Origin of the sequence: Streptomyces sp. TLI_55 (assembly GCF_900206255.1) — a bacterium.
In the GTDB taxonomy this organism is placed as follows: Bacteria; Actinomycetota; Actinomycetes; order Streptomycetales; family Streptomycetaceae; genus Streptomyces; species Streptomyces aquilus.
Genome location: NZ_OAOJ01000001.1, coordinates 2,131,088 through 2,156,818 on the forward strand (window position 1 = coordinate 2,131,088; position 25,731 = coordinate 2,156,818).

24 protein-coding genes and 1 pseudogene are annotated in these 25,731 nt (G+C 69.7%); 11 read left to right on the top strand and 14 right to left on the bottom strand.

The features are described from left to right. Positions 1-112 precede the first annotated feature (112 nt). The 5 genes and pseudogenes from CRP56_RS09930 to thpD all read left to right on the top strand — a co-directional run bounded on the left by CRP56_RS09930 (position 113) and on the right by thpD (position 3,874). Positions 113-374: pseudogene (locus CRP56_RS09930) on the top strand (mycothiol transferase). Between the two features lie 305 nt (positions 375-679). Next, complete coding sequence (gene ectA, locus CRP56_RS09935) at positions 680-1,210, top strand: diaminobutyrate acetyltransferase (protein WP_097262344.1); 531 nt, start codon at positions 680-682, stop codon at positions 1,208-1,210. Positions 1,211-1,266: 56 nt separating this feature from the next. Next, a complete protein-coding gene (gene ectB, locus CRP56_RS09940; RefSeq protein ID WP_097262346.1) occupies positions 1,267-2,538 on the top strand; it encodes a diaminobutyrate--2-oxoglutarate transaminase in 1,272 nt (423 codons plus the stop codon). A 44-nt stretch (positions 2,539-2,582) separates the two neighbouring features. Continuing rightward, positions 2,583-2,981, top strand: coding sequence for an ectoine synthase (locus CRP56_RS09945; RefSeq protein ID WP_097262348.1), 399 nt, complete (start codon positions 2,583-2,585; stop codon positions 2,979-2,981). A 5-nt stretch (positions 2,982-2,986) separates the two neighbouring features. After that, complete coding sequence (thpD, locus tag CRP56_RS09950) at positions 2,987-3,874, top strand: ectoine hydroxylase (protein ID WP_097262350.1); 888 nt, start codon at positions 2,987-2,989, stop codon at positions 3,872-3,874. 75 nt (positions 3,875-3,949) lie between these two features. On the opposite strand, the gene CRP56_RS09955 is transcribed toward thpD, so the two are convergent. The 3 genes from CRP56_RS09955 to CRP56_RS09965 form a co-directional block, all read right to left on the bottom strand. After that, positions 3,950-4,999 (bottom strand): aminotransferase class V-fold PLP-dependent enzyme, encoded by a 1,050-nt coding sequence (locus CRP56_RS09955; RefSeq protein ID WP_097262351.1) that lies wholly within the window; start codon positions 4,997-4,999, stop codon positions 3,950-3,952. Between the two features lie 96 nt (positions 5,000-5,095). Then, complete coding sequence (locus tag CRP56_RS09960; protein WP_097262353.1) at positions 5,096-5,812, bottom strand: DsbA family oxidoreductase; 717 nt, start codon at positions 5,810-5,812, stop codon at positions 5,096-5,098. A 79-nt stretch (positions 5,813-5,891) separates the two neighbouring features. Continuing rightward, on the bottom strand, positions 5,892-6,890 hold the full coding sequence (locus CRP56_RS09965; protein WP_257040433.1) for a GlxA family transcriptional regulator: 999 nt from the start codon (positions 6,888-6,890) through the stop codon (positions 5,892-5,894). A gap of 70 nt (positions 6,891-6,960) precedes the next feature. On the opposite strand from CRP56_RS09965, the gene CRP56_RS09970 reads away from it, so the two are divergent. Continuing rightward, entirely contained in the window at positions 6,961-8,418 is a 1,458-nt protein-coding gene (locus CRP56_RS09970) for an MFS transporter (RefSeq protein ID WP_097262355.1), read from the top strand. Here CRP56_RS09970 and CRP56_RS09975 read toward each other — a convergent pair. Together CRP56_RS09975 and CRP56_RS09980 are read right to left on the bottom strand one after the other, a co-directional pair. Further along, positions 8,321-8,929 (bottom strand): DUF1349 domain-containing protein, encoded by a 609-nt coding sequence (locus CRP56_RS09975; RefSeq protein WP_097262357.1) that lies wholly within the window; start codon positions 8,927-8,929, stop codon positions 8,321-8,323. The genes CRP56_RS09970 and CRP56_RS09975 overlap by 98 nt on opposite strands. Before the next feature lie 45 nt (positions 8,930-8,974). After that, positions 8,975-10,504 carry an aldehyde dehydrogenase (NADP(+)) gene (locus tag CRP56_RS09980; RefSeq protein WP_097273890.1) on the bottom strand — a complete coding sequence of 510 codons (1,530 nt, stop codon included), beginning with the start codon at positions 10,502-10,504 and terminating at the stop codon, positions 8,975-8,977. Between the two features lie 122 nt (positions 10,505-10,626). Here CRP56_RS09980 and CRP56_RS09985 point away from each other — a divergent pair, with 122 nt between their 5' ends. The 3 genes from CRP56_RS09985 (at position 10,627) to CRP56_RS09995 (ending at position 13,407) form a co-directional block, all read left to right on the top strand. Further along, positions 10,627-11,400: an IclR family transcriptional regulator gene (locus CRP56_RS09985; protein ID WP_030956770.1), complete on the top strand. Its 774-nt coding sequence runs from the start codon at positions 10,627-10,629 to the stop codon at positions 11,398-11,400. A gap of 3 nt (positions 11,401-11,403) precedes the next feature. Then, on the top strand, positions 11,404-11,874 hold the full coding sequence (locus CRP56_RS09990; protein ID WP_097262358.1) for a GNAT family N-acetyltransferase: 471 nt from the start codon (positions 11,404-11,406) through the stop codon (positions 11,872-11,874). Between the two features lie 81 nt (positions 11,875-11,955). Further along, positions 11,956-13,407: a peptidoglycan D,D-transpeptidase FtsI family protein gene (locus CRP56_RS09995; protein ID WP_097262360.1), complete on the top strand. Its 1,452-nt coding sequence runs from the start codon at positions 11,956-11,958 to the stop codon at positions 13,405-13,407. Between the two features lie 13 nt (positions 13,408-13,420). Here CRP56_RS09995 and CRP56_RS10000 read toward each other — a convergent pair whose 3' ends face one another. Next, complete coding sequence (locus CRP56_RS10000) at positions 13,421-14,878, bottom strand: NCS2 family permease (protein ID WP_097262361.1); 1,458 nt, start codon at positions 14,876-14,878, stop codon at positions 13,421-13,423. Positions 14,879-15,111: 233 nt separating this feature from the next. Here CRP56_RS10000 and CRP56_RS10005 point away from each other — a divergent pair, with 233 nt between their 5' ends. Next, positions 15,112-15,678, top strand: a complete 567-nt coding sequence (locus tag CRP56_RS10005) for a SigE family RNA polymerase sigma factor (protein ID WP_097262363.1) — start codon at positions 15,112-15,114, stop codon at positions 15,676-15,678. Then, positions 15,675-16,508, top strand: a complete 834-nt coding sequence (locus CRP56_RS10010) for a hypothetical protein (RefSeq protein WP_097262365.1) — start codon at positions 15,675-15,677, stop codon at positions 16,506-16,508. The genes CRP56_RS10005 and CRP56_RS10010 overlap by 4 nt, the downstream gene beginning before the upstream one ends. Before the next feature lie 257 nt (positions 16,509-16,765). On the opposite strand, the gene CRP56_RS10015 is transcribed toward CRP56_RS10010, so the two are convergent. The 8 genes from CRP56_RS10015 to CRP56_RS10050 all read right to left on the bottom strand — a co-directional run bounded on the left by CRP56_RS10015 (position 16,766) and on the right by CRP56_RS10050 (position 25,716). Further along, the gene (locus CRP56_RS10015) at positions 16,766-17,563 is read right to left on the bottom strand and encodes an HAD family acid phosphatase (RefSeq protein ID WP_097262367.1); all 798 of its coding nucleotides are present in this window, start codon (positions 17,561-17,563) and stop codon (positions 16,766-16,768) included. 109 nt (positions 17,564-17,672) lie between these two features. Further along, positions 17,673-18,785, bottom strand: coding sequence for a right-handed parallel beta-helix repeat-containing protein (locus CRP56_RS10020; RefSeq protein ID WP_097262368.1), 1,113 nt, complete (start codon positions 18,783-18,785; stop codon positions 17,673-17,675). Between the two features lie 39 nt (positions 18,786-18,824). Further along, positions 18,825-19,874, bottom strand: a complete 1,050-nt coding sequence (locus tag CRP56_RS10025) for a dienelactone hydrolase family protein (protein WP_097262370.1) — start codon at positions 19,872-19,874, stop codon at positions 18,825-18,827. Next, entirely contained in the window at positions 19,861-20,898 is a 1,038-nt protein-coding gene (locus CRP56_RS10030) for a pectinesterase family protein (protein WP_097262372.1), read from the bottom strand. The genes CRP56_RS10025 and CRP56_RS10030 overlap by 14 nt, the downstream gene beginning before the upstream one ends. A gap of 1 nt (position 20,899) precedes the next feature. Then, positions 20,900-22,033 (bottom strand): pectinesterase family protein, encoded by a 1,134-nt coding sequence (locus CRP56_RS10035; RefSeq protein ID WP_097262374.1) that lies wholly within the window; start codon positions 22,031-22,033, stop codon positions 20,900-20,902. A 136-nt stretch (positions 22,034-22,169) separates the two neighbouring features. Then, complete coding sequence (locus CRP56_RS10040) at positions 22,170-23,510, bottom strand: pectate lyase family protein (RefSeq protein ID WP_097262376.1); 1,341 nt, start codon at positions 23,508-23,510, stop codon at positions 22,170-22,172. 34 nt (positions 23,511-23,544) lie between these two features. Next, the gene (locus tag CRP56_RS10045; RefSeq protein WP_097262379.1) at positions 23,545-24,339 is read right to left on the bottom strand and encodes a rhamnogalacturonan acetylesterase; all 795 of its coding nucleotides are present in this window, start codon (positions 24,337-24,339) and stop codon (positions 23,545-23,547) included. A 33-nt stretch (positions 24,340-24,372) separates the two neighbouring features. Beyond that, positions 24,373-25,716 carry an ABC transporter substrate-binding protein gene (locus tag CRP56_RS10050; protein ID WP_097262381.1) on the bottom strand — a complete coding sequence of 448 codons (1,344 nt, stop codon included), beginning with the start codon at positions 25,714-25,716 and terminating at the stop codon, positions 24,373-24,375. Between the last annotated feature and the right edge of the window lie 15 nt (positions 25,717-25,731).

Consider the following 25,731-nt stretch of genomic DNA (forward strand, 5'->3'; position numbering starts at 1 on the left):
TCGGACGACGGGCAGCATGACGCGGGCTGAGGTGTCAGACCCCCGTGCCATGCCGCCCGCATGACCACCGACACCCCCCCACACCCCCCCCGACGGCCGGCCCGTCCCCCTCATGACCGGGCCCGAACTGCCCATGCTGGAAAGCTGGTTGGACTTCCACCGGGCCACGCTCGCGCTGAAGTGCGATCGGGCGCGGGCGGGAGCTGTACGTCGGATGGTCGCTCGACGACACCGGACGGATGGTGGAGGCGCCCTTCACCGGCACCGAGGTCAGTCTGCGGTGGGTGCTCCTCCACATGATCGAGGAGTACGCCCGGCACAACGGGCACGCGGACCTTTTGCGGGAACGTATCGACGGGGTAACCGGCGCCTAATTCCTCACTAATTCGGGAATTCATTTCAGGGTAGCTTCCCGTATTCTTCTGCCCGCTCTCCTCCGACCTAAACGCAAAGATTTCGCGAACGACAAGAGGGGTAATTCGGGCAGATCTCGCGGGGGTTACATGGCTGTGACGCGTTACACAGCACGACCGTTTTGCGCATTTCATGCCGGTCATATCGGGGCATACAACACCGCCCTCGCGCAACCGCACGCGCCCGCGCGATAACACATCAGGGCGCGCCATGTAACCCCTCCCGGCCATGCATTTTTTAATTTCCCTCGGTAAATTCAATTCGCATGACTGCCTCACCAGCAGACCTGCAAGCCGACCCGCAGACCGAACTACAAATCGACCGCCCGTCCGTGACGGACGGCGCCGCATTGTGGCGGATAGCGAGGGACTCGAAGGCCCTCGACCTGAACTCGTCGTACAGCTATCTGCTGTGGTGCCGTGACTTCGCCGCCACGTCGGCCGTCGCACGGGACGGGCGCGGGGAGCCGGTCGGGTTCGTCACCGGCTATGTGCGGCCCGACCGTCCGCGCACCCTGCTCATCTGGCAGGTGGCCGTGGACGCGTCGCACCGCGGACGCGGGCTCGCGGGCACGCTGCTCGACGGGCTGGTCGCGCGGACCACCGCCGCGCACCGGATCACCTCCCTCGAGACCACCATCACGCCGGGCAACACCGCCTCCGAGCGGCTCTTCGCCGCGTTCGCCGAGCGGCACGGCGCGACGGTGGAGCGCGAGGTCCTCTTCGACACCCGGCTGTTCCCCGACGGGCCGCACGACCCCGAAGTCCTCTACCGCATCGGTCCCCTCTCCCCCTGACCCCACCGTTGCCGACCCCCCGCACTCCCCCCACGCCTATCGAGGAGCGATTCGTCGTGACCATCACCCAGCCCGACCTCAGCGTCTTCGAGACCCTCGAGTCCGAGGTGCGCAGCTACTGCCGCGGCTGGCCCACCGTCTTCGACCGCGCGCGCGGCAGCCGCATGTACGACGAGGACGGCCACGAGTACCTGGACTTCTTCGCCGGCGCCGGTTCGCTGAACTACGGCCACAACAACCCCGTCCTGAAACGGGCGTTGATCGACTACCTGGAGCGGGACGGCGTCACGCACGGGCTCGACATGTCGACCACCGCCAAGCGTTCCTTCCTGCAGACCTTCCAGGACCTGGTGCTGCGGCCGCGCGATCTGCCGTACAAGGTCATGTTCCCGGGTCCGACGGGCACCAACGCCGTGGAGGCCGCGCTCAAGCTGGCGCGGAAGGTGAAGGGGCGCGAGGCGATCGTGTCGTTCACCAACGCCTTCCACGGGATGTCCCTCGGGTCCCTGGCCGTGACCGGCAACGCCTTCAAGCGGGCCGGGGCCGGGATACCGCTGGTCCACGGCACGCCCATGCCGTTCGACAACTACTTCGACGGGACCGTGCCCGACTTCCTGTGGTTCGAGCGGCTCCTGGAGGACCAGGGCTCCGGGCTCAACAAGCCCGCCGCGGTGATCGTGGAGACCGTGCAGGGCGAGGGCGGCATCAACGTCGCCAGGCCCGAATGGCTGCGCGCGCTCAAGGAGTTGTGCGAGCGGCAGGACATGCTGCTCATCGTCGACGACATCCAGATGGGCTGCGGGCGCACCGGCGCGTTCTTCTCCTTCGAGGAGGCCGGCATCACGCCCGACATCGTCACCGTCTCCAAGTCCATCAGCGGCTACGGGCTGCCGATGTCGCTGTGCCTGTTCACGCCCGAACTGGACATCTGGGAGCCCGGCGAGCACAACGGCACGTTCCGCGGCAACAACCCCGCGTTCGTCACCGCGACCGCGGCCCTGGAGACGTACTGGGCCGACGGGTCGGCGATGGAGAAGCAGACCCGGACGCGCGGCGAGCAGGTCGAGCAGGGGCTCATCTCCATCACGGAGGAGAACCTCGCCGATGTGCGCGAGTACCGGGGCCGGGGTCTGGTGTGGGGCCTGGAGTTCCATGACAAGGCGCGGGCCGGACGGGTCGCCGCGCGCGCCTTCGAACTCGGGCTGCTCATCGAGACGTCGGGGCCGGAGAGCGAGGTCGTCAAGCTGCTCCCGGCGCTCACCATCACCCCGGACGAGCTGGACGAGGGCCTGAGCATCCTCGCCCGCGCCGTGCGCGAGACCGCCTGAGAATCCCTGCCCGAAACCGCCCGAGAAGAGGAGCTGTTCAGCACGTGATCGTCCGATCGTTCAAGGACATCGAAGGCACCGACCGCCATGTGAAGTCGGCGTCCGGCACCTGGGAGAGCAAACGCATCGTCCTCGCCAAGGAGAAGGTCGGGTTCTCCCTCCACGAGACGATCCTCTACGCGGGTACGGAGACGTCGATGTGGTACGCGAACCACATCGAGGCCGTCGTCTGCGTCGAGGGCGAGGCCGAGCTGACCGACGACGAGACCGGGCGGACGTACACGATCACGCCCGGGACCATGTACCTCCTCGACGGTCACGAGCGGCACACGATGCGGATCAAGGAGGACTTCCGCTGCATCTGTGTGTTCAACCCGCCCGTGACCGGCCGGGAGGACCACGACGAGAACGGGGTGTACCCGTTGCTGACCGAGGAGGGCTGAGCCCGATGACCACCATCACCGATCTGTACCCGAGCCGAGGCGCCGCCGAGGTCACCGTCCCGCGCCAGGACCCCGTCGTCTGGGGCGCCCCGGACACCCCCGGCCCGATCACCTCCCTCGGCCTCCAGTCGTACGAGCGGGACGGCTTCCTCGCCATCGAGGAACTGATCACCGAGGACGAGGTCGCCGTCTACCGGCAGGAGTTGGAGCGGCTGGTCAACGACCCGGCGATCCGGGAGGACGAACGCTCGATCGTCGAGCCGAAGTCCAAGGAGATCCGTTCGGTCTTCGAGGTGCACCGGATCAGCGAGGTGTTCGCGAAGCTGGTGCGGGACGAGCGGGTCGTCGGCCGGGCCCGGCAGATCCTCGGCTCGGACGTCTACGTCCACCAGTCGCGGATCAACGTCAAGCCGGGCTTCGGGGCCAGCGGCTTCTACTGGCACTCGGACTTCGAGACCTGGCACGCCGAGGACGGTCTGCCGAACATGCGGACGGTGTCCGTCTCGATCGCGCTGACCGAGAACTACGACACCAACGGCGGGCTCATGATCATGCCCGGTTCGCACCGGACCTTCCTCGGGTGCGCGGGGGCCACGCCGACGGACAACTACAAGAAGTCGCTGCAGATGCAGGACGCAGGCACGCCGTCGGACGAGGCGCTGACCAAGATGGCGAGCGAGTACGGCATCAAGCTCTTCACGGGCAAGGCCGGTTCGGCGACCTGGTTCGACTGCAACTGCATGCACGGCTCCGGCGACAACATCACGCCGTTCCCGCGCAGCAACGTCTTCATCGTGTTCAACAGCGTGGAGAACGCGGCCGTGGAGCCGTTCGCGGCACCGGTACGACGGCCGGAGTTCATTGGCGCCAGGGACTTCACCCCGGTGCGCTGACCTCCCCCATCGCAGTCACCGCCACGCCGGCGACGCGGCCAGTACCTTGCGTACGAGGGCCGCGTCGTCGGCGTTTCAGGACGCCAGGGCGTCCAGCAGCCGGTCGACGTCGTCGGTCGTGTTGTACAGGTGGAACGCCGTCCGCAAGTTGCCCGCCCGGTCGGAGAGTTCGATCCCGGCCGCGCTCAACTCGCCTTGGCGGTGGCCGAGTCCGGGCACGGAGACGATCGGTGAGCCCGGGGACGACACGGGGATGTGGCCCAGTGCGGCGAGGCCGGTGCGGAAGCGGTCGGCGAGGGCGAGGTCGTGGGCGCGGACGGTGTCCACGCCGAGTTCCGCCAGGAGTTCGAGGGAGCGCCGGGCGCCCGCGTAGGAGAACAGGGCCGGGCTCTCGTCGAACCGGCGTGCGGAGTGGGCGAGTTCGGCGATGGGGCCGTAACACGCGTCCCAGGGCCGCTCCCCCGCCACCCAGCCGGCGAACAGCGGGGTGAGTCCGCCGAGGTCCGCCGGTACGACGAGGAAGGCCACGCCCCGCGGGCAGAGGAGCCACTTGAAGCCGACGGAGACGGAGTAGTCGTGGGCGTCCGCGTCGAAGTCCAGCCAGCCGGTGGCCTGGGAGGCGTCGACGTAGGTGCGGGCGCCGTGCCGCCGCGCGGCCTCGCGGATCGCGGCCAGGTCGGCGATCCGGCCGTCGGCGGACTGCGCGGCGCTGACCGCGACCAGGGCGGTGCCGGGGCGGACGGACTCGGCGAGCCGTTCCAGGGGGACGCTGCGGACCTTGAGGTCGGGGCGGACGTGGAAGGGGTTCACGAGTGAGCTGAAGTCGCCCTCGGCGGTGAGGACCTCGGCGCCCTCGGTGAGGGAGGCGGCGATCAGGCCGCTGTAGACGGCGGCCGAGGCGCCGGCCGCGACGCGGCTGTCCGGCACGCCGACGAGGCGCGCGTACGCGGTGCGGCTCGCCTCGACGTCCCCGAACATGTCGGTGGGGTCGCCGGCGGCGGCCGACTCCACGGCGACGCGCATCGCGGTCACGGTGCGGGCCGGGAGCAGGCCGGTGCTCGCGGTGTTGAGGTAGGTGTTCTTCGGGGCGAACTCGGCACGGACGAGGCTCTCGAAGGTCTCCATGCGTCCACTGTGGGACTCCGGGAACTCCCCGTCCATTGCCGATTTCTACGTGGTTTCGCCAAGCGCTGCTTATAGATCGCCCCCGACCTGCGGTTCTTACCGCTGCGGGACCGCGCAGCCGTCGGGGCCGCACGCCTCAGCGTCGCCCTGGTCGAGGAGCTGGAGCGGGGAGCGCTCGCCCCAGGCCTGGGTCAGCGCCTGGGCGAAGACCTCGGCGGGCTGGGCGCCGGAGACGCCGTACTTGCGGTCGAGGACGAAGAAGGGCACGCCGTTCGCGCCGAGCTCGGCGGCCTCGCGCTCGTCGGCGCGGACGTCGTCGGCGTACGCGGTGGGGTCGGCGAGGACCTTGCGGACGTCGGCCTCGTCGAGACCGGCGCCGACGGCCAGGTCCACGAGGCGCTCGTCGCCCTCGCTGAAGACGGAGCGCTCCTCGGCGAAGTTGGCCCGGTAGAAGGCCTGGATGAGGTCGTCCTGCTTGCCGTGCTCCTTGGCGAGGTGGAGCAGGCGGTGCATGTCGAAGGTGTTGCCGTGGTCGCGGTCGCGGGTGCGGTACTCCAGCCCCTCGGCGGCGGCCTGGGCGCCGAGGTTCTCCTCGCCGGCCTGGGCCTGGGCCTCGCTCATGCCGTACTTCTTGGTGAGCATCTTGATCACGGGCTGGACGTCGCCCTTGGCGCGCCCGGGGTCCAGCTCGAAGGAGCGGTGCACCACCTCGACGCCGTCACGGTGCGGGAAGGCCTCCAGCGCCTTCTCGAAGCGGGCCTTGCCCACGTAGCACCACGGGCAGGCGATGTCGCTCCAGATCTCGACGCGCATGTTCTCGGCTCTCTCCAGGTCGGGGGGCGGGGTGCGGAGACTTCCTCCGGTTAATGGGTGAACATTCAAGCAGCGAGGTTCATTCCCGGGCCCCCTGGGCGACTACGTCGGCTCCCAGGCGGCTGAACTGTGTGCGGTACGCCGTCGGGGTCAGGCCGGTGCGGCGGACCAGGTGGGTGCGGAGGGAGTCCGCGGTACCGAGACCTGAGGACTGGGCGATGCGGTCCATGGGGAGGGTGGTGGTCTCCAGGAGTTCCTTGGCCCGCTCGATGCGCTGGTGGAGGAGCCACTGGAGGGGGCTGACACCGCTCTCGGCGTGGAAGCGGCGGGTGAGGGTGCGCACCGACACGCCCGCGTGGCGGGCCAGGTCCGTGAGGGTGAGGGGCTTGTCCAGGTTGCGCATGGCCCAGCCCCGGGTGTCGGCGCAGGCCGTGCCGCGTTCGGGCGGGAGGGGGGTCTGGGTGAACTGGGTCTGGCCTCCGGGGCGTACGGGGGCCACCAGGGCCAGGCGCGCCACCTCGTTGGCGACGGCCGCGCCGTAGTCGGTGCGGATCATGTGCAGGCACATGTCGATGCCCGCCGCGTAGCCGGAGGACGTGAGGATCTGGCCGTCCTGCACATAGAGGACGTCGCCCTTGAGGTCGAGCGCCGGGTAGCGGTCCCGCAGCTCGTCCGCCAGCTGCCAGTACGTCGTCGCGCTGCGGCCCGCCAGCAGGCCCGCCTCGGCCAGCACGAAGGCGCCGCTGCAGATGGAGGTGACCCGCCGGCCGGCGGCGGCAGCGGCGCGGACCGCGGCGACCGTGCGGGCGTCCGGGGTGTCCTGCACCCCGGTACCGGCGACCAGGACGGTGTCGGCGGACTCCACGGCGTCGAGGCCACGGGCGACGTGCAGGTCGAGGCCGCCGGTGGTGGTGACGGGGCCGGGGTCCGGGGTGCAGACGGTGACCTCGTAGCCGGGCGCCCCGTCGATCTCCACCTTCGCGAACAGCAGCTCCGGGATGGCGAGGTTGAACATCGACACCGGCGACGGCGCGATGACGACGATGCGGTGCGGTGCCCACGACTGCGGCTGCGGCATGGCCAGAACCTCCGGGTGCATGGCATTCAGGCCACTACTGTACGACGGCGAAGATCCGCAGCATGAGGTCATGCCGAGTCAACAGTCGAGCCATCATCCGGCCAAGCAACATCACCTCCCCGCGCGGCCGGGGGACCCGCCTCCCATGAAGCCCGCGCCCACCCTCGCCCTCACCGCCGCCCTCCTCGGCTTCGCGCTGATCACCCTGGACGCGTCCGTGGTGAACGTGGCCCTCCCCGCCGTCGGCTCCTCGCTGGGCGGCGGCATGACCGGGCTCCAGTGGGTCGTCGACGCCTACACCCTCGCCTTCGCCGCCCTGATGCTCTCCACGGGCGCCTTCGCGGACCGCGTCGGGGCGAGTCGGGCGTACGCGCTCGGTATCGCCCTCTTCAGCCTCGCCTCGGCGGCCTGCGGGCTGGCCCCGAACCTGGCGGCCCTGATCGGCGCGCGGGTGGTGCAGGGCGTCGCGGCGGCGGTCGTGCTGCCGGCGTCGCTGGCTCTCGTGCGGCAGGCGTACGACGACCCCGCGCGACGGGCGCGGGCGGTGGCCGTCTGGGCGGCGGGCGGCTCGGTCGCGGTGGCCCTCGGCCCGGTGGCGGGCGGTGCGCTGACGACGGCCTGGGACTGGCGGGGCATCTTCTTCGTCAACCTGCCGCTGGGCGCGGTGGCGTTGGCGCTGCTGGTCCGGGCGCCCCGCTCACGGCCGCGGCCCGCGCCCCTCGATCTGCCGGGGCAGGTGGCGGCGGTGGTGACGCTGACCGCGCTGACGTTCGCGGTGATCGAGGGCGGCGCAACCGGGCTCGTGGCGCTGGTGGTTGCCGTGGTGGCCGGTCTGCTCTTCCTGCGGATCGAGCGGCGCCAGCCTCATCCCGTCGTCCCGCTCGGACTCTTCCGCAGCCGGAACATCTCCGTGGCGGTCGCGGCGGGAACGGCGTGCAGCGTGGCCTTCTACGGCGTGGTGTTCGTCTTCTCGCTCTTCTTCCAGCAGGTCCAGGGCCGCTCCGCGCTCTACGCCGGGCTGCTGTTCCTGCCGATGAGCGCGCTGATCGGGGCGACGAACGTGGTCTCCGGCAAGCTGGCGGGCCGGTACGGGCCACGGCTGCCGATGCTGATCGGGCAGGGCGTGGCGGTCGTTGGGCTGCTGCTTCTGCTGTCGGTCGGGGCGGACACTCCTCCGGTGCTGGTGGCCCTGCTCCTCGTACCGATGGCGCTCGGCTGCGCCCTGACGGTCCCGCCGCTGACCGCCGTGATGATGGAGGCGGTGCCGGCCGAGCGGGCCGGTCTCGCGGCCGGGGTCCTCAACTCGGCGCGGCAGGTGGGCGGCGGGCTGGGGATCGCCGTGTTCGGGGCGCTGGTGTCGGGCGGGTTCGTCGCGGGGATGCGGATGAGCCTGGGGATCGGCGCCGCGCTGTTCGCGGTGACCTGGCTGTTCAGCTTCCGTCTCGCAGGTCCTGCATCCAGTTGGGGCGGAACTCCAGGTGGTCGTACGTCACCACGCACCCCTCCCCCATCGGCGACTGGGTCATGAAGCCGACGAGGGCTGCGCCGGTCTCCTTCTCCTCGCCGAGGGTGAAGAGCCGGACGAAGGTCCACCGCTTGCCGTCCCGGGAGGCGTGAAAGGCGAACGCCCGCCCGGTCCGGCTCACTCTCAGCCAGACCGAACTGCCTTCCACCGTGAAGGAGTTGGCGTCGTCGGAGTGCCCCCGGGTGACCACCGTGCAGACGGTGGGCACGTCCGGGGAGTACTCCAGGCAGAGCTTGGCCCAGGCCCGGTCCCCGACATGGACGTAGAGCACCCCAGCGTCGAAGGACGCGCCGAACCCGACGGTGACCCGGGCTATGAGCTGGAAGTCCCCTTCCGGCGCGCCGAGAAGACGCGGAGCGTCGGAGGCGGGGTCGAGGGCCTCGTCGGTGGGCGGGACGAAGCGGTCCTGCCGCGCGCCCGCCCAACCGGTGAGGACTCTGTCCTCGTACGACCAGTGGCCGTCGGGGCCGTAAGTCCGGAGAGAGAAAGGAAGTTCAGGAAGTTCCACGTCCATGCTCAGAGTTTCCCAGCTTCCCTTTCTCCGTGCGGCCCCGGGGGTTCAGCGTTCGAGGTGGTTGTTGAAACGGCGGGGAAGCCCCAGCGGGTTGTCGTCCCGCAGCTCCGGCGGAAGCAGCGCCTCCGGCGCGCCCTGGTAGGCCACAGGCCGCATCCACCGCTCAATGGCCGTACCGCCCACGGAAGTCGACGTGGACGTCGTGGCCGGATAGGGGCCGCCGTGATGCTGGGCCGCTGCCACGGCCACGCCCGTCGGCCAGCCGTTCACCAGCACGCGGCCGGCCAGCGGCGTCAGCTCCGCCAGGATCTCCGCGCCGCGGCCCTCGCCGGCGGCCTCCTCGGTCGACAGATGAACCGTCGCCGTGAGGTTGCCCGGCAGCCGGGAGAGCACGGCACGGGCCTGGTCGTCGTCCTCGTAGCGGGCGACGACCGTCACCGGGCCGAAGCACTCCTCCAGGAGCAGGTCGTAGGCGCCCTCCTCGGTCAGCTTGTCGGCGGCGACCGTGAGGAAGCCCGCGCTGACGGTGTGCTCGCCGCCCGCGCCCGGCGTCACCGGCGACTCGACGTCGGGCAGCTCGACGCGCTCGGCGACGCCCGCGATGAAGTTGTCCCGCATGCGGTGGTCGAGCAGGACCCCGGCGTCGGTGTCGCTGACGGCGTCGGTGAGGGACTTGACCAGGCCGTCGCCCGCGGCGCCGGCCGGCACCAGCACCAGGCCCGGCTTCACGCAGAACTGGCCGACGCCCAGCGTCATCGAGCCGGCGAGGCCGGCGCCGATGGCCTCCGCGCGCTCGGCGGCGGCGGCCTCGGTGATGACCACGGGGTTCAGGGAGCCCAGCTCGCCGTGGAAGGGGATCGGGACCGGGCGGGCCGCCGCCGCGTCGAACAGCGCGCGGCCACCGCGGATGGAACCGGTGAAGCCGGCCGCCGCGACCAGCGGGTGCTTGACCAGCTCGACGCCCGCCTCGAAGCCGTGGACGAGACCGACGACGCCGGCCGGGATGCCGTGCTCGGCGGCCGCCGAGCGCAGCACCGCAGCGACCAGCTCGGACAGGCCGGGGTGGTCGGGGTGGGCCTTGACGACGACCGGGCAGCCGGCGCCGAGCGCGCTCGCGGTGTCGCCGCCGGCGACGGAGAAGGCGAAGGGGAAGTTGGAGGCCGAGTACACGGCAACGACGCCGAGGGGCACCTTGTAACGGCGCAGGTCCGGGATCGGCGGGGTCGCGGTGTCGTCGGGGTGGTTGATCACGACGTCGAGGAAGGCGCCCTCGTCGACGATGCCCGCGAAGGCGCGCAACTGGTAGCAGGTGCGGGCGAGTTCGCCGGTGAGGCGGACCGGGCCGAGCGCGGTCTCGGCGTCCGCGGCCTCGACGAGCTGGTCCTTGGCGGCCTCCAGCTTGTCGGCGGCGGTGCGCAGGAACGCGGCGCGGACCGTGCGGTCGGCGAGGGAGGCGCGGGCGTCGTGCGCGGCGCGGACGGTGGCGTCCACCTCCTGGGCTGTGGCCTCCACCGCAACCTGTTCACGCTGCTTCCCGGTTCGGGGGTCGACACTCCAGACTGGTGCTGCTGCCACCGCGGGTCCCTCCACAGAGTTCCTTGGTCATCCACCAGGGTTGTTCGATATACTGAACGCTGTCCCTGATGGTGAATATGCTGTTGGAGACTATTTCCCGCCGAACGAAGGGGTCAAGGGCGATGTCGGCTGGCGAGACGGGGGGCGGCGCGCAGGTCAAGTCCGCTGTACGGACGGTTGAACTGCTCGAGTACTTCGCCGGACGCCCCGGTATGCACTCCCTCGCGGCGGTCCAGGAGGCCGTCGGATATCCGAAGTCCAGCCTCTACATGCTGCTGCGCACCCTGGTCGAGCTGGGCTGGGTGGAGACCGACGCGACGGGCACGCGGTACGGCATCGGCGTCCGCGCCCTGCTGGTCGGCACCTCCTACATCGACGGCGACGAGGTGGTCGCGGCGGCGCGCCCCACGCTGGACCGGCTGTCGGACGACACCACCGAGACCATCCACCTCGCGCGGCTCGACGGCACCAACGTCGTCTACCTCGCCACCCGCCAGTCCCAGCACTATCTGCGCCCGTTCACCCGGGTCGGCCGCCGCCTCCCCGCGCACTCCACCTCTCTCGGCAAGGCGCTGCTGAGCACGTACTCGGACGAACAGGTCCGCAAGATGCTCCCGGAGACCCTCCCGGCGCTCACCGAGAACACCATCACCGACCGGGAGAAGCTCATCGAGGAGCTGCACCAGGTCCGTGAGCAGGGCTTCGCCGTGGACCGCGAGGAGAACACCCTGGGCCTGCGCTGCTTCGGCGTGGCCATCCCCTACCGCACCCCGGCCCGGGACGCGATCAGCTGCTCGGTGCCGGTGGCACGGCTGACGCCGGCCCATGAGCAGATGGTCAAGGACGCGCTGTTCGACGCCCGGGACCGGCTGACACTGGCCACCCGTAGGCTCTGAGGCATGCAGATCGCGCTCCGAGAGGTCCACGACAGTGATCTGCCGGTCTTCTTCCGGCAGATGAACGATCCCGAGTCCCTGCACATGGCCGCCTTCGTCCCGAGGGACCCGGCCGACCGCGAGGCGTTCGACGCCCACTGGAAACGGGTCCTCGCCTCCGACGCCGTCAACCGCACCGTCCTCGTCGACGGTGACGTGGTGGGCAGCGCGGCGGTGTACGGGGAGCCCGGTGAGCGTGAGGTCACCTACTGGATCGACCGCGCGTACTGGGGACGCGGGATCGCCACGGCCGCCCTCGGGGCGCTGCTCGCCGAGATCACCGAACGCCCGCTGTACGCCCGTGCGGCGGCGGACAACGCCGGGTCGCGGCGGGTGCTGGAGAAGTGCGGTTTCCGGCTGTCGGCGCACGACCGGGGCTTCGCGCACGCCCGCGGCGAGGAGATCGACGAGGTCGTGCTGCGGCTGGACGCCTGAGGGCGCCGCAGATGAACGTCCGATGAGAAACCCGGACGCAAGGGAACGATTCGCTCCGGCCCGCTCGTCTACCAGTGCGGGATGAACAAGACGATCAGGCGCGCGTCGGTCTTCGCGCTGCTGCTGGTGTTCGCTCTGCTGCTGCGGGCGACCTGGGTGCAGTTCTACGAGGGCCAGGCGCTGGCGGACGACAGCGACAACCGGCGGAACGCGATCGAGACGTACTCGTCTCCGCTGGGGAACATCATCGTGGCCGGTAAGTCGATCACCGGTTCCGCGAGGACGACAGGGAGCGACCTCAAGTACAAGCGCACGTACAAGGACGGCGAGCTGTACGCGGCGGTGACCGGCTATGCCTCGCAGGCGTACGCGCCGACCCAGCTGGAGGGCATCTACGCCGACCTCCTCAACGGCACGGACAGTCGGCTGAAGAGCGTCATGGACACCCTCACCAACCAGCGCGCCGAGCCGGGCAACGTGGTCACCACGATCGACCCGGCCGTGCAGAAGGCCGCCTATGACGCGCTCGGCGACAAGAAGGGCGCGGCCGTCGCGATCGACCCGAAGACCGGCCAGATCCTCGCGGTGGTGTCCACGCCGTCGTACGACCCGTCCTCGCTGACCGACGCCAACACCGCCGGATCGGCGTGGAAGAAGCTGAACAAGGACTCCGACAAACCGCTCACCAACCGCGCGCTGCGGCAGCCGGTGGCGCCGGGTTCGACGTTCAAGCTGGTCGTCGCGGCGGCGGCGCTGGAGGACGGCCTGTACTCGTCGGTGGACCAGCACACCGACAGCCCCGACCCGTACACCCTGCCGGGCACGGTCACCAAGCTGGAGAACGAGAACAGGTCGGCGCCCTGCGAGGACGCCTCGATCCGCACGGCGCTGCGGTACTCCTGCAACAACGTGTTCGCGAAGATGGCGCACGACCTCGGGCAGGACAAGCTGCGGGCGATGGCGGAGAAGTTCGGCTTCAACGACAAGGAGCAGGACGTACCCGTCCGCGCCTACACCAGCGTCTACCCCTCGGACATGAACGAGTCGTCCACGGCCCTCACCGGCATCGGCCAGTTCGACGTCACCGCGACCCCGCTCCAGATGGCCATGGTCTCCGCGGCCATCGCCAACGGCGGCAAGCTGGTCTCGCCGCACATGGTCTCGCAGCTCACCAACAGCGGCGGCGACATGCTGAAGGACTACGACGACGACACGTCCACCGAGCAGGTCGTCAGCTCCGGCACCGCCGAGCAGCTCCAGTCGGCGATGCAGACGGTCGTCGAGGACGGCACGGGCACGAACGCGCGGATCGCCGGCGTGACGGTGGGCGGCAAGACGGGCACGGCCCAGCACGGCGAGAACAACAGCGAGACGCCGTACGCCTGGTTCACCTCGTACGCCAAGAACGGGGACAAGGAGGTCGCGGTGGCGGTGCTGGTGGAGCAGTCGAACGCGGCCCGCTCGGAGGTGAGCGGAAACGGCTTGGCCGCCCCCGTGGCCAAGGCCATGATGGAGGCGGCCGTCAAGAACTGAGACGTCCCGTTGCTTACTTGGCCCCGAGAACCTGCTCAATGGGGTCAATGGCGAAGTAGACGAGGAACAAGGCCGAAACCCCCCACAGCAGCCAGTGGATCTCCTTCGCCTTCCCGAGCACGACCTTGATCACCACGTACGCCAGGAACCCGGCGCCGATCCCGTTGGTGATCGAGTACGTGAACGGCATCACCGCGATCGTCAGGAACGCCGGGATCGCGATGTCGTACTTGTCCCAGTCGATGTTCTTGACCTGGGTCATCATCAGGAACCCGACGGCCACGAGCGCGGGCGCGGCGGCCTGGAGCGGCACGATGGTCAGCAGCGGGGTCAGGAACAGCGCGAGCCCGAACAGCCCGCCGGTGATCAGGTTCGAGAAGCCGGTGCGCGAGCCTTCGCCCACGCCCGCCGCCGACTCGATGTAGGACGTCGCGGAGGAGGAGGACGCCGCGCCGCCCGCGACCGCCGCCGCCCCGTCGATGAGCAGCACGCGGCCGAGGTTCGGGACCTTGCCCTCCTCGTCGAGCAGGCCCGCCTCCGCGCTGATGCCGACGACCGTGCCCATGGTGTCGAAGAAGTCGGACAGCACGAGGGTGAAGATCAGCAGGACGACGGTGACGATGCCGACCCCCGCCGCGTCGAACGCGCCGAACAGGCTGAAGTGGCCGATCAGTCCGAAGTCGGGGGTGTCGACCAGCTTGTCCGGCCACTCCGGCGTGGTCAGCCCCCAGCTCTTCACGTCCGCGGCCGAGTTGATGATCATCGCGAGGATCGTCATCGTCACGATGCTGATGAGGATCGCGCCCTTGACCTTGCGGGCGAGGAGTCCGATGGTCAGCAGCACGCCGAGGCAGAAGACCAGGACGGGCCACCCGGTGAGCGAGCCGGTACCGCCCAGCTGCACCGGAACCGTGGTGTTCGCGGCGTCCGGGATGCGGCTGACGAACCCGGCGTCGACGAAGCCGATGAACGCGATGAAGAGGCCGATGCCGACGCTGATCGCCTGCTTGAGCGGCTGCGGGATCGCGTGCATCACGGCCTCGCGCAGCCCGGTGACCACCAATACGCAGATGAGCAGGCCCTCCAGGACGACCAGGCCCATCGCGTCGTCCCAGCTCATCAGCGGGGCGATCTGGAAGGCGACGACCGCGTTCAGCCCGAGGCCGGCGGCGAGCGCGAGCGGCAGGTTGCCGCCGACGCCCATGATGATCGTCATCACCGCGGCCACCAGGGCGGTGGCGGTGGTGAGTTGGACGGCGTCGAGGTGGTGGCCGAACTTGTCCTTCGCGCTGCCCAGGATGATGGGGTTCAGGACAAGGATGTAGGCCATCGTGAAGAACGTGGCGAAGCCGCCGCGTATCTCCCGGCCGAAGGTGGACCCCCGCTCGGAGATCCTGAAGTACCGGTCGACGCCGTTCGCTCCCTGCGGTGGGGCGGTTGGCCGGTCAGTCGCCTGCTTCGTCTCGGACATGACTGTGCTCCTTGTTGCCTGAATGTTCGGTGCGCGGATGCAGGCTGGATTGTTCCCGCGTTGAACCCGTTTCAGGTTTTCACCGTGTTACGGAATCGGGGTCGGCCCGCCAGACTGCGTTCGAAGCCCCGTACGAATCACGCTGGTCACCACTGCTACGCTTCCGGATCTCATCCGGGCACCTCCGGATGATCACATGTCATTCACATGGCAGGCACAGGGAGGTTTCGCCCGTGGGCACGGTCGTCGACGACGCAGCCTCCGCGGAGTTCCATGCCTTCTTCGAACGCCACTACGCCGAACTGTCGCGTCTCGCCCATCTGTTGACCGGGGAGTCGGACGCCGCCGACGACCTGGCGGCCGACGCCCTGCTCGCGCTCTGGAACCGCTGGGACCGGGTGCGCGCCGCCGACCGACCGGTGGCCTACGCCCGTGGCGTCGTCGCCAATCTGGCCCGCACCCGCATCCGCGGCACCGTGCGGGAGCGGCGGCGGATCGCCCTGTTCTGGTCCCAGCGCGAGGAGAGAACCGAGAACCCGGACATAGCGGGAGTCGTGGACGTCCAGGAGGCGTTGCGCCGGCTCCCGTTCCGCAAACGGGCCTGCGTGGTGCTCCGGCACGCGTTCGACCTGTCGGAGAAGGAGACCGCTCTCGCCCTGGGTGTTTCCGTGGGTACGGTTAAGTCCCAGACGTCCAAGGGCATGGCCGAACTCCAGCGGTTGCTCGGCTCCGCGGACGCACCCCGGAAGGCGCACGTGGCGATGGCGCGCGGCGGCGAGAGCGTAGGACGGAACCGATGAGGCAGCAGGACGTGCACGACGAACTGCGCGCCCGACTGCAGGAGGCGGCCGGGCAGCACGAGCCGGACCGGGCGCGCATCCTGGCGCGGGTCGAGCGCGGCATGGCCGGGCAGACCCAGCCCGACCACCGGGCCACCCGGCCGCCGGCGCTCGGCTGGGTGCGGGTGGTCTCCGCGACGGCCGCGGTCGCCTGTGTGCTCGGCCTCGGGGGCTACGCGGTCGCCTCGGCCGTGAAGGACGACGCCCCGGAGCAGACGGTCGCGACCACGGCCACGCCCGAGCCGTCCCCGGACGCGACGACCCGGGCACCGATCCATCCGTCGGCCTCGCAGCCGGGCGAGACCCGGAGGACCGAGAAGCCGCGTACGACCCCCACCGCGAAGGCGCCCTCCGCGACCGCGAAGCCGCCGGTCACCGCCCCCGGCGCGGAGGACGGCCCCCTGTGGTCGGACGGTGCGGTCGACCCGCACAGCAACGACTTCTGGGCGCAGAGCAACCTCACCCTGAAGACCTCCGAGGAACTGACCGCGCTCACCGTGCGGTTGAAGATCGCGCAGACCGGCGGGGTGGCCTCGACGGGCGCCTGGCGCACGCTGCCGGAGGACGACTTCACCCTCACCACCGAGGAGCAGGACGGCTTCCTCGTCTACACCTGGACGCTCAAGGAGGGCCGCAAGGTCCCCCAGGGCGAGTGGGTGTTCGCGGGCCAGTACAACAAGGGGCGCGACGGCCGGGACGCGGGCGACGACGCCTACACGGCGACCGGTACGGCCGGCGGCGCACAGCTCGCGGTGAAGGGCGACTTCACGGCGGACAACGGCAGCTCGTAGGCCCCGCCGCGCAGGGGTTCGCAAAAAATCCCAAAGACGCGGCAACCTTTTCGCCACCCGTGGCGACCAGAAGGCGCAAGGATCATCTGATTCATGCAGAGGGAACAACCTTTCGGTCGCTTTCAACGTCAAAAGCAGTACACAGACCTGCTGACCTGAGCCCCCCTCGGTCAGCAGCCGCCGGCAGAGCCCCCCTCGGCCGGCGACGCGAACGCCCCCGTCAGTGACGACTGACGGGGGCGTTTCCGACCCGGGGATCAGCTGACGAAGTACGTCGGGTTCGGCAGCTTGTAGGTGCGGTCGGCGTAGCCGCCGTCCAGGTCCGAGTACTGGTCGCCGAAGTTGGCGATGATCTCGTACCCGAGGTCGTCCTCGATGTGCTTGCGGGTGCCGCCCTTGTACTGCACGGTCGTGCAGGTCCAGGTGCCCGGCGTGGCGCACGCGCTCAGGTAGGCCGGCGGGTTCGCCTTGTCCTTGAGGAACACGTGGTCGGTGTCGAGGTTCACATCGGCGCCGATCTTCTTCAGGTTCGCCACGGCCGCGGTGCGCTGCGCCTCGGAGAGACCGGAGTTGTAGAAGACCTCGACGCCCTTGGACGCGGCGTACTGGACCAGCTCGGCGCTGCCGAAGACACCCGGGCGGTCGGCCTTGTTCACGTAGTCGGCCCACGTGGCCGAGTTGTACGTGTAGTTGTAACGCTTCTCGTAGTCGAGGCTGAGCAGCAGCGTGTCGTCGATGTCGAAGACGACCGCGGGCTTCTCGCCCTTGTGGTGGGCCTTGCGGGCCGCCTGGTCTATGTACTTGCGCGCGGACTTGTCGAGAGCCGCGAGGTCCTTGGCGTACTGGCTGTCCGGGGACGCCTGGTAGACACCATTGGCGTCGAGCGCGGTGCCGTAGTAGGTGTCGATGTCCTTGACCAGGAGCCCGATGTTGTAGGGCTCGTGGGTGCTGTTCGCCGTCGACTGACCGGCGGTGGCCGCACCGGCCCCGTAGAGGCCGGCGCCGGCGACGGCACACGCGGCGGCGATGGCCGCGATACGCAGTGGCTTATGCATGACAAAGTTCTACGCGCGTCACCACGGCGGGCGCGAGACCCGTTGCCCGATCGATACCTCATCCCCGGGCAAAAAACGGGTCAAGCGCCCCGGTCGTGGGAAAGGGCCGTCAGTTCATCGTGGCGCCGATGGACGTCGAGCCGGTCGTGAGGAACGTCGTCGCGGGCAGAGTGCCGCTCGCACTACGGGCGTTGTACGTCGTCGACGCGTCGGTGGAGAGGAAGGACGGGGTCGGGACCCCGGAGTCCCAGTTGTTGCCGGCCGAGGTCACCGAGGAGCCCTTGCTGACCCGGCCGCTGCCGTTGCTCACCGCGAGGTTCTTGCCGAGCTTCGCGGAGCCGGTGGCGAAGTAGTAGCCCCACTTGCTGTTGGCGTAGGCGGTGGTGCGGTTGATGACGATCGCGCCGGTGTTGGAGTTCTCGGTGAAGCCGTTGCCGGCGTTGCCCCAGGCGGCCGAGTTGTTGACGACGTGCGCGACGACCTCGCCGTCGCCGCCCAGTTTGTAGCCGTTGCCGTCGCCCGCGAACGCGGAGTCGGACCAGCGGTTGACGCCGTTGCCGAAGGACCAGGTGTGCTCGATGGTGACGGGCGAGGAGAAGGACCAGAGGTCGATGCCGTCGTCGCTGTTGTTGTAGAGGCGGGCGCCGGTGATCAGGTTGCCGGTGCCGGACCCGAACTTCACGGCGACGCCGTCGGCGTTCTCGCCATGGTTGGCGGCGTCGTAGTTGCCGTAGGAGTCGATGTTCTTGACGGTGTTGTTCACGGTGCCGTCGCCGGTGAGCGTGAAGCCGGAGTCGCCGCCGTTGATGGTCTTGATGTTGTTCCAGTTGGTCCCCGTGCAGGACTGGCAGACGACCGCGCTGTCCGGGGAGTTCTGGAAGGTGAGGTTGGAGACGTTCCAGTAGTCCGCGGTCAGCTTGAAGATCCAGTCGCCGTCGGGCAGCGAGGACCCGTCGATCTTCACGGTCTCGCTGCCGTAGGCGGTGAGCTGGATCGGGCTCGACGACGTGCCGTTGGCGGTGGACTGGAGGGTCGCGGTCGGGTAGTAGGTGCCGCCGCGGACCTGGATGACGGTGCCGGCGGTGGCGTTCTTGAGGGCGTTGGACAGGTCGGTGGAGTTGGCGACGACCACCGTCGCGGCCTGTGCCTGGGTGGGCAGGACGGCGATGCCGGAGCCGAGGGCGAGGGCGGCCGTCGCGAGGAGAGCGGTACGACGAGACATGGAGTGCGGGTCCTTTCTCGTACTGCGGGGATGGGGGGATCACAGGACGTGGTCGAGCCAGTCGAAGACCTCGTCCTGCATGCGGTCGGCGAAGACATGGCCGAGCTCGGGCCAGGTCCTGAGGTGCAACCGCTCCTCGGCGTGGCGGGAGTGCCAGACGGCGCGCAGCTTGTCGTACGCGATCCGGACGCCGTCGGCGGGGAACAGCGGGTCGAGCCCGCCGTCGAAGAAGAGCATCGGCCTGGGTGCGGCGATGCTCGCCACGTCGGGGAAGTCGAGGAACCGGGGCAGCCCGGGGTGGAGCATGTAGTACGACGACTGCCCGCGCAGCGTGTTGTTGCCGGGCACCAGCAGGTCCTTGAGGCCGGTCATCCAGCAGACGGCGGCCGTCGCGGAGACGGCGTCGCTGAGCGCGGCGGTCTGCCAGGCGCGGAAGGCACCCATGGAGAAGCCGACGGCGGCGACACCGCGCCCGCGGTTCAGGCCCGCCAGGAAGCCGGCGGCGCGGGCGTCCTCGCGGGCCATGAGTCCGGCGAGGGAGCAGCCGAGGTGGTAGTAGGTGGAGGCGAGGGCCTGCTGGCCCTCGTAAGTGATCGGGCCGCGGTCGCCCCAGCCCGGCGCGTCGAGACAGAGGACCGTGCAGCCGCGCCGGGCGAGTTCGTCGCCCACGAAGCGTCCGCTGAAGTACTGGTCGGCCCAGGCCTGTGCGGCGGCGAGCCGGGTGCCGTCGTACCAGGGCCGGACGAGTTTCTCCTTGCCGATGTCGAACCTGGCCCCGTGATCGTGCAGGAGCAGCACCGCACGGAACGGACCGGGGCCGTGCGGGGTGAGCAGGGCGCCACGGACGCGTTCGTGCCGGGTGAGGGAGAGGGTGACCAACTCCTGTGTGTAGGCGTCGGTTTGAGCCCGGTCGCCGTACTCGGGTGCGTACGGCGTCTCGTCCTGCCGCTCCACGAGCAGGTGCGCCTCGACCGTCGCGCGGGCCGTCCGCCGCCACTCCCGGAAGTCACTGATCGGCGAAGTCCCCCAGGCCAGGGGGAAGTCGAGGTGTTTCTTCAGGTCCTCGTAGAGACGGTCAGGAGTGCCCATACGGCCTCCTGGGACGCCAGTCGCCGAGGTAGGCCTCCTTGGTGTGCGACTCGGCTTCGTCCGATGAGAGTTGAGGCCGGTTCTCCGGGACCGTGATCACCGCGCCCGGGCCGGAGTTGCGGTACTCCCGAAAGCGCATGGTCTGCCAGGGGTACTGCTCCCGCATGTTGGTGTACGGAGTGACCGGGTCGATGCCGGGGCCGATGCGGGTGTCCCGGACGACGAGGGACGGCCAGGCGGTGGTCTCGTACGACGGTACCCAGGGTCGCGCGAGCTTGTACGCCGCGTCCTCGGCACCGGAGGTGATGCGGGAGCGGACGGCGAGGATGCCGTACGGGTTGGCCCGGGCGGTGGAGGGGGCGAAGACCATGCCCTTCGGGGTGAAGGTGACCTCCCGTTGCAGGGTGTGGAAGTGGCAGTCCTCGAAGACGGCGGTGGCCCGGCCGAAGACGAAGTCGACGTCGCCCTCGATGTGGCAGCGGTGGAAGTACTGCCGGTCGAAGGAGGTCAGCGCGGTCGTGTCGACGAAGAGGGTGTCCTGGTGAGCGAGGAGCCGGACGTTCTCGAAGTGGGTGCGGTCGCCGTAGGTGCAGGCCGCGACCGCCTGGGTGCCGGTGATCTCGGGGTGGTCGGCGCGCAGCCAGTCGTTGGCGAGGGTGAGGTCGCGGACGGTGAGGCCGGGGGCCGCCGAGGTGAAGGTGGCGGAGCCCGCGGTGCCGTAGGTCGTCCCGTCGGGCTTCTTCGTGCCGTTGGCGTTGTCGTACACGATGACGGCGTCGCGCGGGTCGCGCGAGGCACCGCGGATCGTCAACTCGGCCTTGTCGGCGGGTACGTCGACGACCTCGCGGTACGTCCCCGGGTGCACGACGATCGTCCGGCCGGGGCCGGTCACCGCGTCCACCGCGGCCTGCACGGAGTCACCGGGCCGGACGTGCAGGACGCGTCGGCCGGCCGCGAGGGCGTCGGCGGAGCCGACCCCCAGGAGGCCCGCGGTCAGGCCCGTCAGCAGGGTGCGTCGACGCATGTCAGCACGCCTCCTTCCAGGGCCGCCAGTCGCCGAGACAGGCCTCGCGGGTCGCCGACTCGGCCTGCTCGTCGGTGAGTTGGGGCCGGTTCTCGGGGACGGTGATCTCGGCGCCGGGGCCGGCGTTGCGGTACTCGGCGAAGCGCTGGTTCTGCCACGGAGAGGAGTCGGACATGTTCGTGTAGGGCGCGACCGCGTCGATGCCGGCACCCAGGTGGGTGTTCCGGACGGTGAGGCCGGGCCGAGCGGTGGCGTCGGAGCTCGGCACCCAGGGGCGGGCCAGTTTGTAGCACGCGTCCGGGGCCTCGCTGCTGACACGGCTCCCCGTGACCAGGTAGCCGTAGGGGTTGGCGCGGGCCGTGGAGGGCGCGAAGACGAAGCCGTACGGGGCGGCGGCCAGGTCGGCGCGGTCCAGGGTGCGGAAGTGGCAGTGCTCGTAGACCGCGGTGGCCCGGCCGAAGACGAAGTCGACGTCCCCCTCGGCGTAGCAGTGGGAGAAGTACTGGCGGGCGAAGACGGTCAGGGCGAGGGAGTCGGCGTACAGGGTGTCCTGGTGGCCGAGGAAGCGGCAGTGGTGGAAGGCGGAGCGGTCGCCCATGACCTTGAGGGCGACCGCCTGGGTGCCAGTGATGTCGGGGTGGTCGGCGCGCAGCCAGTCGTTGGCGAAGGTGATCCATCGCGCGGTGAAGCCGTCGGCCCGGAGGGTGGTGGTGGCCGAGCCGGTCGTGCCGTACGTTCCCGAGCCGTCGGGTTTCAGGGTGCCGGCCGCGTTGTCGTACACGATGACGACGTCGCGGGCGTCCTCCGAGGCGCCGATCCAGGTGGTCTCGGTGCGAGTGGCGTCGAGGCTGACGGTCTCCCGGTAGGTGCCCGGCGCGATGACCAGGGTCCAGCCGCTGCCGGTGGTGGCGTCGACAGCGGCCTGGACGGTGGTGTGGTCGCCGCGGCCCCGGGTGTCGACGTAGAGCGTGCGCGGGGTCAGGCGTCTGGCCGGGGAGCCGAAGCGGCCGAAGGGGCGGGGGCCCGCGAGGGCGGGGGCGGGGGTGGGGGCGAGGGCGAGGGCGGCGGTCGCGCCGGTGCCCGCCAGCAGGAATCCCCTTCTGGACAGGGGGAGTTGAGCGTGGGGCGAGGACATGCGGGTGCTCCTTGGGAGGGCGAGTGCGGCTCGGCAGGGGGTTTCCTCGCGTGGGGGGTGCCGGGGCGGACGCGCTCGGGATGTGAGCACGACGCGGTCCGCCCCGGCCGTTCAGGTGGCGAGCAGCCGGCAGACGTCAGCAGGCGTTGCCCGCGCCCGCGCGGTGGTCGACGATCGCCGGGACGGCCCTGACCGGGTCGACCTTGGTGCGCAGGGTCGGCGTCCAGCCGGCGCCGGACTCCAGGGTCTCGGCCGGGAGCTCCGCGTTGTGGACGGCGATCAGGTCGGTGACCCGGCCGTTCACGGTGTTGTCGGCGGCGGTCAGCGGCGACGCGTTCCACCGCTTGAGCACCTTGGCCGCGCTGATCCCGTCCGGCAGGGTGAACGCGTTGTGCTCGGTGACGAGTTGGGACTCCTTGCCGATGCCGAAGCTGTAGACGTAGTCGCCGTTCGCCACGAAGTGGTTGTTGTACGAGTCGACCTGCCCGAAGCGGACGCGCGGCGCGCGCTCGACCAGGTTCGAGAACAGGTTGTGATGGAACGTCACCTTCAGGTGGCCCCGGTCGATCGCCGCGGTGGCGGCGCTGTCGCTGTTGCCGATGAGGATCGTCTTGTCGTGGTCGGCGAAGACGTTCCAGGAGGCGGTGACGTAGTCGGCGCCCTTGACGATGTCCAGCTCACCGTCGTGCTGCTGGTAGAGCATGCCGAAGTAGGTGGGCGCGGCGCTGTCGGGGTGGGAGCCGTCGGTGAAGGTGTTGTGGTCGATCCACACGTGGGTGGAGCCGTAGACGACGGCGGTGTCGTACTCGGAGTTCCAGTTGCCCTTGTCGCCGTCGGTCGGGTCCCACTGCGGGAAGCAGTCGACGGGGCTCTCGAAGGTCAGGTTGCGGACGATGACGTTGTCGACGCCGGTGATCTGGAGGCTGGCGCCCTTGAAGCCGGCGTTCCTGCCGATGCCGACGATGGTGGTGTTGGCGGGGACGGCGGCCTTGATGACCTTGTTCTGATTGGCGGCGGAAGCCGCCCGCAGCCCTTCCGGACTGTCGGTGGGTTCGGCCGACAGGTCGGTGTCGAGGCCCCAGGCCTCCGGTGAGTACTTGGCGAGGTAGGCGTCGAAGTCGTACCCCTCGGCGGCGAAGGAGTCACAGCCCTCGGAGACGGCGTCGATGGTCCCCCTGACCTTGATGATCTTCGGCGCGTCACCGTCGGCGGCGAGGGCGGCCTTGAACTCGGCCCAGGTGGAGACGGTGTGCACGTGGTCGGCGTCGGCCTTGGCGCCGCCGGTGGTGCCGGTGCCGTACGAGGCCCAGCCGTCGTCGGCCGGCAGGGTCTGCCGGGCGAGGTCCCGTCCCTGTGCCTGGGCACCGGGGCCGGTGACGGCGAGGACGAGGACGAGGGCCGTGCAGCCGACCACGGCGGCGGCAGCGCGCGCGACCGACGTCACTGTGACATGCCCATGCCATTTCTGTGTGTTCATGGTGCGGCTCTCTTTTCTCAAGTGGTGGGGCCGGTTACCCGGCGGCTTCGGGCCAGGTGATCCAGGACGTGGGGATCTCGTCGTCCAGGCGGCGGACGTCCTGCGGACGCAGCACCCGCGTCCGCAGCAGCTCCCGCACCACCAGCCGCGCCACGGCGATCGCGCCCGGCGGGTTGAAGTGCGTGTTGTCCTGTTCGGTCGCGGTCCAGTTGAAGTACGTCTTGGTCTCCTCGACCCCGAGCCGCTGCCACAGGGCGAGGGACAGCGCCTGGATGTCGAGCAGCGCCACGCCCTCCTCCCGGGCCAGCGCGCGCATTGCCGCCGGGTAGTCGCCGTGGGTCGGCAGGGCCTTGCCGGCCGCGTCGAACTTCCGCCGCTCGACGGGGGTGGCGAGGACGGGCCGCGCACCCTGGGCGCGGGCACCGTCGACGTACAGCCGCAGATGGTCCTGGTACGTCGTCCACGGCTCGGTGTACCGGGTCGGGTCGGCGGACTTCTCGTCGTTGTGCCCGAACTGGACGAGGAGGAAGTCCCCGGGCCGAAGGGCCGCGAGGATCACGTCGAGTCGGCCCTCGTCCACGAAACTCTTCGAACTCCGCCCGTTCACCGCGTGGTTGGCGACGGGCCGGTCCTTGTGCAGAAAGAAGGGAAGGGCCATGCCCCACCCGGTCTCGGGAGCGGCGTCGGCGTATTTCTGTGCGGCGGTGGAGTCACCGGCGATGTAGAGAGTGCGATGACGGGAGGCGGCCTGAGCGGTACCGGTGGCCGCGAGGGCGAGAGGAACGGCGGCAAGAGCTGCCGCCGTGACCCGACGGCGCGAAATTGACATGCGATGCCCTTCGTACCGAAACGACCTCACTGATCAGCCCTTCTGCGCATTCCACTCCGCCTGGGCGTCGTTCAACTGGTCGGCCAGCGTGTCCAGGAAGTCCTTCGCGCTCATCTTCCCGAGCAGCACCTTCTGGAAGTTCGGCTCGTTGTCGGCCTTGGAGATGGTCCCCCAGTCGGGCAGGTAGTACGGCAGCTGAACGATGGTGGTCGACCCGTCGGTCAGCGCGGCGGCGGCCAGCTTCGTGGGCTCGGCCTTCGAGATCCACGCGTCCTCGGCGGCCTCGTTGTTCGCCGGGACCTGCCCCGCGGACTCGTTGAACTTCGAGTTCGCCGCGTGCGAGACCGCGAACTCGATGAACTTCCAGGCCGCTTCCTTGTTCTTGGAGCTCTTGAACAGGCCGATGCCGTCGACGGGGTTGGACACCTGCACACGCTTGCCGGAGGGGCCGATCGGCTGCGGAATTCCGCGGAACTTGCCGACGCCGAGCGACTTCACATGGTCCTGGTACGAACCCAGGTTGTGGTTGAGCATTCCGATCGTGCCGGAATCCCACTGGGCGACCATCTTGGTGAAGTCGTTGTTGAGGTCCGCGGACGGGGTGTCCTTCTTGTAGAGCGCGGCGTACTTCTCCAGCGCCTCGACGTTCTTCGGGTCGTTGACGGTGGTCTTGTCGCCGTCCCAGAAGGACGTGATGCCGCTCTGCCCGTACATCGCGTCCAGTGCCTGGGCGATGGAGCCGGCGCCGCCGCGGATGGTGTAACCGAACTCGTTCTTCTTGGCGTTGGTCAGTTTCCCCGCGGCCTCGTAGAACTTGTCCCAGGTCGTCGGCTCGTCCAGGCCCGCCTTCTTGAACAGGTCGGTGCGGTAGTACAGCACACCGTTGTTCGCGGAGGTCGGCACCGAGTACAGCGTGTCGTCGACGCCGCCGGCCGCCTTCAGCGAGGTGAGCATGTCCTCGTTGAGCTTGCCGTCGAGGGAGGACTTGGCGAGCCGGTCGTCGACCGGTTCCAGCACCTTCTGCGCGGAGAAGCTGGCGATCATCGCCGCGCCGACACCGCCGACGTCCGGCAGACCGCCGCCCTGGATGGCCGTCTCGACCTTGGACTGGTAGTCCGCGGAGGGGATGCCGACGTACTCGACGTCGATGTCCGGGTTGGCCTTCTCGAAGTCGGCGATGATCGCCTTCCAGGCGTCGGTGCGGACACCGCCGTTGTTGTCCCAGAAGACGATCTTGCCCTTGCCGCTGCCCTCGTCGCCCTTGTCACCGCCGGTGCCGCTGCCGTCGTCACCGCAGGCGGTGGCGGTCAGGGCGAGGACGGAACCAAGGGCGACGGCCACGGCGGCGCGCCTGCTTCTGCGGATGTTGATCTTCATGGGTCGGCTCTCTTC